The sequence below is a fragment of the Actinophytocola sp. genome (genome assembly GCF_045807065.1).
In the GTDB taxonomy this organism is placed as follows: domain Bacteria; phylum Actinomycetota; class Actinomycetes; order Mycobacteriales; family Pseudonocardiaceae; genus Actinophytocola.
Genome location: NZ_JBJMIE010000811.1, coordinates 1 through 7,336 on the forward strand (window position 1 = coordinate 1; position 7,336 = coordinate 7,336).

General features: G+C 71.0%; 5 protein-coding genes, 1 tRNA gene and 1 other RNA gene. 1 reads left to right on the forward strand and 6 read right to left on the reverse strand.

Features of this window, described 5'->3' with window-relative positions; genetic code table 11:
• Positions 1 to 315 precede the first annotated feature (315 nt).
• From ACJ73U_RS46695 to ffs, 5 genes are all read right to left on the reverse strand, one after another.
• Positions 316 to 402: transfer RNA gene (locus tag ACJ73U_RS46695), tRNA-Ser, on the reverse strand.
• Between the two features lie 33 nt (positions 403 to 435).
• Positions 436 to 1,665 carry an RNA polymerase sigma factor gene (locus tag ACJ73U_RS46700; protein ID WP_407784253.1) on the reverse strand — a complete coding sequence of 410 codons (1,230 nt, stop codon included), beginning with the start codon at positions 1,663 to 1,665 and terminating at the stop codon, positions 436 to 438.
• Positions 1,662 to 2,051 (reverse strand): YciI family protein, encoded by a 390-nt coding sequence (locus ACJ73U_RS46705; RefSeq protein ID WP_407784257.1) that lies wholly within the window; start codon positions 2,049 to 2,051, stop codon positions 1,662 to 1,664. Before ACJ73U_RS46705 ends, ACJ73U_RS46700 begins: the two co-directional genes overlap by 4 nt.
• Before the next feature lie 95 nt (positions 2,052 to 2,146).
• Entirely contained in the window at positions 2,147 to 4,309 is a 2,163-nt protein-coding gene (locus ACJ73U_RS46710) for a terpene synthase family protein (protein ID WP_407784254.1), read from the reverse strand.
• Positions 4,310 to 4,403: 94 nt separating this feature from the next.
• Positions 4,404 to 4,498, reverse strand: an RNA gene (ffs, locus tag ACJ73U_RS46715) — signal recognition particle sRNA small type.
• 74 nt (positions 4,499 to 4,572) lie between these two features.
• On the opposite strand from ffs, the gene ACJ73U_RS46720 reads away from it, so the two are divergent.
• Positions 4,573 to 6,702, forward strand: a complete 2,130-nt coding sequence (locus ACJ73U_RS46720; protein ID WP_407784255.1) for a DNA polymerase III subunit gamma and tau — start codon at positions 4,573 to 4,575, stop codon at positions 6,700 to 6,702.
• A gap of 451 nt (positions 6,703 to 7,153) precedes the next feature.
• Here the strand turns inward: ACJ73U_RS46720 and ACJ73U_RS46725 are convergent.
• Positions 7,154 to 7,336, reverse strand: a 183-nt coding sequence (locus ACJ73U_RS46725; RefSeq protein WP_407784256.1) for a hypothetical protein, incomplete at its 5' end; no start/stop codon positions are given.

Below are 7,336 nucleotides of genomic sequence, written 5' to 3' on the forward strand. Positions count from 1 at the left end.
AGCTGCCACGGTCGTGTACGCCGTAGACAGTGTTGATCTTCAACTCATCGGGAAGTGCGGCATCGTTAAGGAGTCGGTAGTGGCGACGTGCTCACCACAGCGAGGGTCGAACTGGGTTGTGATGTTGTCCGGCGCGCTCATCCCGCCGAGGTGACGAAGATGGGCACCCATGACATGGCGACAGGTCCACCGATCGTGGCTTGTCTCAGTACGGTGTGGTCGCAACTGAGACCCAGATTGAGACCTCGTCGTCCAGACGCAGCGAACGCCCGGCGTCCAAGATCACGGACACCGGGCGTTCTGCCTGGTCAAGCGCGGAGGATGCGGGATTTGAACCCGCGAGGGCTTTAACACCCAACACGATTTCCAATCGTGCGCACTAGGCCACTATGCGAATCCTCCGTCGAAGAGGGTACCGGAGGTGGGGTTCGGGGCTCAAAACGGCTGGTGGTTCGGTCCGTCGGACAGTGTTCGTGCTGCTTGGAGGGTCAGGTAGCGCTGTTCGGGGGCGCTTGCCGTGCGGGATGCGGCCTTGCGGTACTCCTCCGCGGCCGCCTCCTTCCGGCCCGCCATCTCCAGCAGGTGTGCGCGCACGGCGTGGAGCCGGTGGTGGTGGGCGATCCGCTTGTCCGCCGCGAGGGTTGTCAGCAGGTCCAGTGCCGCGGTGGGGCCGTGGACCATCGCGAACGCCACCGCGTGGTTGAGGGCCACCATCGGGTTGTCCGTCATGCCGCGTAGGACGCCGTACAGCGCGAGCAGTTGTGGCCAGTCCGTCTCCTCGGCCGTCGGTGCCTCGTCGTGGACGGCGTTGATCGCGGCCTGGACCTGGTACGGGCCTACCGGACCCTGTGGCAGCGCGGCGGTGATCAGCGCCACGCCCTCCGCGATCTGCGTCCGGTCCCAGCGCCCCCGGTCCTGCTCCGTCAGCGGGATCAGCTCGCCGTTCGTCCCGGTGCGCGCGTCCCGGCGTGCGTCGGTCAGGAGCATCAACGCCAGCAGGCCCGTCACCTCCGCGTCGGCCGGCAGCACGGCGTGCAGGCCGCGTGTCAACCGGATTGCCTCCGTGGCCAGGTCGCGGCGTTGCAGGGCCGCGCCGGCGCTGCTGGTGTAGCCCTCGTTGAAGATCAGGTAGAGCACGTGCAGGACCGCGGCCAGCCGTTCAGCGCGCTCGGTGGGGGTCGGCAGGCGGAACGGGACCCGTGACTCCTTGATCCTGAGCTTCGCCCGGGAGATGCGCTGGGCCATCGTCCCCTCGGGGACCAGGTACGCGCCCGCGATCTCCGCCGTGGTCAGGCCGCCCACCGCACGCAGGGTCAGTGCGATCGCCGTGGACGGCTTCAGCGCGGGATGGCAGCACATGAACAGCAGGATCAGCGTGTCGTCCTGGTCGGGCACCGGCGGCGGCTCCTCGACCGGGTGCTGCTCCTCACGCCGTCGGCGGGCCACCTCGCTGCGCGCGTGGTCCAGCATTCGGCGGTTCGCGACCTGGATCAGCCATCCGCGCGGGTAGTCCGGCATCCCGGACAGCGGCCACTGCGTGGCGGCCGCGATCAGCGCGTCCTGCACGGCGTCCTCCGCGGCCGCGAAGTCGTCATGTCGTCTCAGAAGAGCGCCGAGGACCTGCGGCGCCTCCGTACGCAGCAGGTCCTCGATCGCAACACTCACGCGTCGGCCGACGGCGCCGACATGATCTGGCGCACCTCGATCGGCAGGTGGAGCGGCGCGCCACCCGGTCCGGGCGCCAGCGAGACGGTGGCCGCGACCTCGATCGCCCGGTCCTCGCTCTCCACGTCGAGCACCCAGTAGCCGGCGAGGAACTCCTTGGACTCGGGGAACGGACCGTCGGTCACCTCCGGGGTCCCGGTCCGGCCGGCACGCACGACCTTCGCGTCGTCGGGGCCGGCCAGGCCCTGTGCCTCCACGAACTCGCCCTCGGCGACGAGCTTCGCGTTGGTGTCGTGCATGAACTGGATGTGCGCGGCGATGTCCGCCAGCGTCCACGTGTGGATCGGCGGTGCGTCGATGGTCTGGCTGCCGTGCATCAGCAACATGTACTTCACGGTGGTCTCCTTCGTGTCCCGTCCGGGGCGTTTCGCGGGTACGTCGGAGTGCCGGGGGCGTCCTCTACAGTCCTCGGGAAAAAGTTTCAGCGCGCCGCCGGCACCCGTGCCGCCGAGGTGCCCAGGCCGGTCAGCGCACCCACCCTCGCCGGCGCCGACGATACCGCCGACCGCAGGTCAGCGTCGCTGTAGCGGTGGCAGCCCCGGTGCCACTCGAGGATGCCCGCGATCCAGTCGCGCAGCTCCTGGACGTACGCCGCCAGCGCGCGGCGGTCCAGTGCCAGGTCCTTCACCAGCGCGGGCAGCTCGTGCTCGACCACGTGCTCGAACTGCCTCATCCGCGCGGTCATCAGGTCGTTGACCACCTCGAACGCGCGCTCCTGGGAGCAGCCGAGGAAGTTCCGCACCACGAGGACCGCGTTGTGCACCTCGCCCTCGAACTCGATCTCCTTGCGGTAGGAGAACATGTCGTTGAGCAGGCAGCCGGCGTCCATGATCGAGCTCTCGAGCGACTGCATCGGGCGGGTCCCGAACACCGCGGCCGGGAGTTTGTCCAGGTGGGAGAGCCGGGAGAGGCTCATGGTCAGCTCGGAGCCGAACGTCCGCCGGCGCATCTCCACGTAGTCCACCGGGTCCGGGATGCGGTTCAGGCGGTGGTTGTCCAGCTCCCACCCCCAGCTGTCGAGCATCCGCACTGTGGCCTGGCGGAGCAGGCGGCGCCCGGCCGCCGGCATGGGACCGGCCGTCCGCGCCCACAGGTCGGCGAGACCCCGTTCGAGCGCGTTCGCCGGCAACACCGTCGGCACGGACAGCTCGACCGGCAGCAACTCCTTCAGCCGCGCGGTGGCCACCTGGGCGGCGGCGTAATCGTTCCGGTACACGCGCGGATAGAAGTCGTCACCGTAAGTGCCCCACGCAAGCCACTGCGAAGCCAGGTCCAGCTGTTCGGGGGACCCTTTCGGGTGCAGGCCGGCCGCGCACAGCGGCAGGTCGTAGTCACGCAGCGCCTGCTCGTCCCAGATGCCTTCGGACAGGATTCCCATCGAGTGCGACCAGGTGACGACGGTCTCGCGGGCCCGGTCGAGGTGCGGGGACAGCCGCGGCTCGAACGGCACGTACATCTCCGGCAGCGTGACCGGGCCGACCTTCTCGAACGGCGTGTGGGAGAACGCCCGCAGCCGCTGCGGTGCCGTGCTGGCCAGTGACCGGGCGATCCGCGTCGCCGCCATGCCCAGGCCGTCGAAGCGGTCCGCCTTCTCGTTCATGTAGCGCGACGACCGGATGTGCCACTCGTGCCCGCCGGACTGCCAGTCCTGCAGGCCCTTCACGTACGCGGCCACGCCGACCTGCGCCGCCGGGTCGATGCCGTGCTCGGCGAACAGCGGCGGCACCTCGGTCAGCGCGGTGTGCTCGAACTGGTGCAGCCGCGAGGTCAGCAGGTCGTTGACGGCGTCGGCGGCCTCCTGCGTGGAGATGCCGAGGAACTTCTCGAACACGAGGATGCCGTTGGACAGCTCGCCCTCGTCGAGCACCTCGCGCTCGTAGGAGAAGATGTCGTTGCGCAGGTGGACGGCGTCGGCGAACGTGTCCCGCAGCACGGTCATCGGCCGGCTCGCCGCGATCTCGGCCGGCACCTCCGCGCCGACCGCGTGCTCGATGAGGTTCGCCGACCAGGGCGCGCCGCCGACCTTGCGCCGCATCTCGATGTACTCGATCGGGTTGGACACCCGGCCCTCGTCGATGTTCGCCAGCTCCCACAGCGACTCGTCGAGCAGGTGCTTGGTGCTCAGCGCGAAGCGACGGCGGAAGTCCTCGGAGTGGGACGGGACGGTGCGCGTCCACAGGTCCGCGAGGCCGCGCTCGACCGGGTTCTCCGGCGTCGCGGTGATCTCGCCGGTCACGGGCATGAACGCGGCCAGCCGGTCGAGGTACGCGCGGGCCGAGGGCAGGTCGCGGGTGCGCTTGTACAGCTCGAGGAAGTGGTCGTCGAAGTAGAAGACCCAGACGTACCAGTCGGTGACGAGGTCCAGGTCCGGGCGCGAGCAGTCCGGGTGGGTGTACGCGCACAGCAACGCGTAGTCGTGCGAGTCGAAGTCGTGCTCGTCCCAGATCTTCGTGCCGTGCTGCGGCACGTCGATCATGTCCATCTCGTACGCCCACGCCTTGCTGTGCGTGCGGGCCTGCTCGAGGTTGGGGTTCAGGCGCGCCGGGTAGGGCATGTAGAACTCGGGCAGTTCGAACGGCTGCATGCGAGAAGGCAACCAAGGCCGCGGGTGATCAGCCAAGATCTGTTGATCGGGTGCACTCGATCGTGGCACGGGGTTCGCTCTACAGGCGCAAACGAAAAAGGGATCCCACGCACCCGTCAGAGCTCGCTTATCCTTGCTGCCTTCCGGCCCTGGGGAGGTTCACGAGATGGACGCCGCATGGGATCCGTAGACCAGTGTAGCGGGCCGCTTCCGGAGCGGGCCGTGGTGGCCGGGGTGTCGGTGGTGGCGGGTAAGGTCGCGGCGTGGCGCTCGCCCTTTACCGCAAGTACCGCCCGGCAACCTTCGCCGAGGTCGTCGGGCAGGAACACGTCACCGAACCGCTGCGAACGGCGCTCTTGGCCAAGCGGGTCAACCACGCGTACCTGTTCTCCGGCCCGCGTGGCTGCGGCAAGACGTCGTCCGCGCGCATCCTCGCGCGCTCGCTGAACTGTGAGCAGGGGCCGACGCCGGACCCGTGCGGCACGTGTGACTCGTGCATCTCGCTCGCGCCGGAGGGTCCCGGCAACGTCGACGTGGTCGAGCTCGACGCGGCCAGCCACGGTGGCGTGGACGACGCGCGTGAGCTGCGTGACCGGGCCTTCTACGCACCGGCCTCCTCGCGCTACCGGGTGTTCATCATCGACGAGGCGCACATGGTCACCACGCAGGGCTTCAACGCCCTGCTGAAGATCGTGGAGGAGCCGCCGGAGCACCTCATCTTCATCTTCGCGACCACCGAGCCGGACAAGGTGCTGACGACCATCCGGTCCCGCACGCACCACTACCCCTTCCGGCTGATCCCGCCCGGCGCGATGCGTGACCTGCTCGAACGCAACGTCGCCGCCGAGGGCGCCACGGTCGCGCCGACGGTGTACCCGCTGGTCATCCGCGCCGGCGGCGGCTCGGCGCGTGACACGCAGTCCGTGCTCGACCAGCTGCTCGCCGGTGCCGGCCCCGAAGGGGTGACCTACGAGCGGGCGGTGGCGTTGCTCGGCGTCACCGACGGGGCGTTGATCGACGACATGGTCGGCGGCCTGGCCGCCGGGGACGCCGCGGCCGTGTACGGCACGGTCGACCGGCTCGTCGAGGCCGGGCACGACCCCCGCCGGTTCGCCGCCGACCTGCTGGACCGGCTGCGTGACCTGGTGCTGCTGCGTGCCGTGCCGGAGGCGGGGACGAGCGGGCTGGTCAACGCGCCCGCCGACGAGCTGGACCGGATGATCGCGCAGGCCGAGCAGTTCGGTCCGGCCACGCTGACCAGGTTCGCCGAGATCGTCCACACCGGGCTCGTCGACATGCGTGGCGCCACCGCGCCGCGGCTGCTGCTGGAACTGCTGTGCGCGCGGATGCTCCTCCCGGGCGCGGTACCGACGGACGCGGCCGCCGACTCGGCCGTGCTGCAGCGCCTGGAACGCATCGAACGCGGGGTGGCGGCCGGGCAGGTCGCGGCAGCAGCCCCACCCGCCCCGAGCGCCACCGCCGAACCTGCCGGCCGCGCGCCGGTTCTCGCCGCCGCACCGGCTGCCGAGCGGCGACCGGCCGCCGGCCGACCCGCCGCGGTGCCTGCCGGCTCGGCACCAACCGCTTCGCCCGCCGCCGATCACAGTGCCGCCGGCGGCGACTGGCCTGCCACCACCCCCACCGGGTCGACCGCGGTCCCGCCGGCCGGCCGAGCCGCGGCCGTGGCTGCCACCCCGGCTACGGCGCCCCCCGCTGGCGGCGCGGCGAGCGGGGAGTGGCCCGCCACCCGCGCGACGTCCGCCGCGCCGGGGGCGGCTCACGACACCTCTGGTGCGAGTGATCCGGCCGCCGCTCCCGCGGTCGGCGGCGCGATCGACGCGGCCGGCATCCGAAGGCTGTGGTCGGACCTGCTCGCCGCGGTCCGCAGGAACAGCCGCAGCACCGAGGCCATGCTCACCAACGCGATGGTGCAGTCGGTCGAGGGCGACACCGTGGTGATCGCCCACCCGGCGGCCCCGCTCGCCCGCCGCCTCGCCGAACCACGCAACGCGGACGCCATCGCCAAGGCCCTCGGCGAGGTCATCCCCGGGCACTGGCAGGTCAAGTGCGTCCCGGCGACCCAGAACGCAGCCGCGGCGACGCAATCCGCCGCGACGAAGCCCCGCACCGAGCCGCCGACCTTCAAGCGCCCGGCGCCAGCCGCGGAGCCGGCCCCCGCACCGGAACCCCCGCGTGCCGCCGCCCCACCACCGCCGGCCCCCGCACCTGCGGCACCGCCGGCCGACGAGCCACCGCCACCCGAGCCCCCGGACGACGACTACTTCGAGGACGCCCCCCCGGAACCGACCGAGGAGGCCGTCCCCCACGACCCCGAGGCGGACGTGATGAAGCTGCTCACCGACAAACTGGGCGCCCGCGCGATCGACCGCTGACCTATCTCAACGCGGGAGCGCGCCCGGACGCCGCGGTGCGGCAGCGGAAGCTGGCCGGGCGAGACCTGCGTCGCCCCGGCCCCGGCCACCGCGCCCTCGGCCCCGGCCGCGACAGGGCTCCGGCCGCGACAGGGCTCCGGCAACGAAACTGACTCTCGAAAGTCGCACGAGTGTCCCTTTCGCTCGAACCCACCCACGAAAGTTATCCACAGCCCGCCACGACCAGGGATTTTGTCGCCCCCCACCGGTAGAATGGGACCGGGGCCGCCCCCCGGAGTGGGTGGGGGGCTGCCCACAGTAAGCACGGAATTTGGCAACGCTTTGTCATGCCTCACGGCGGCGGTGGGAACGGGTCGCGGAGGCCGTGCGCTCCTGACCGAGTTGTGTTCGATACCGGTGACCCGTCATCACGATGCTGGTCAAACGAGCCGGTCGGCGACCTGCCGGGTCACTACAGCCGCCCCCGCAGGAACTCGTTGACCGCCCGGGGACCGTGGAGTACGTGCAGCTCGGCGTGGCCGGCGTGCTCCGCGATCGCGGCCATGACCACGGGTAGCGCCCTTCGGCGGTAGGTCACGAGCCAGCGCCAGAAGGCCAGGTTCTCCCGGGACCGGCGCAGGGCTCGCCAGGCGCA

What these genes read in the sequence shown, in the direction of transcription:
- ACJ73U_RS46710 (WP_407784254.1), bottom strand. Translation starts at nt 4,309, where the DNA reads ATGCAGCCGTTCGAACTGCCCGAGTTCTACATGCCCTACCCGGCGCGC.
- ACJ73U_RS46705 (WP_407784257.1), bottom strand. Translation starts at nt 2,051, where the DNA reads ATGTTGCTGATGCACGGCAGCCAGACCATCGACGCACCGCCGATCCAC.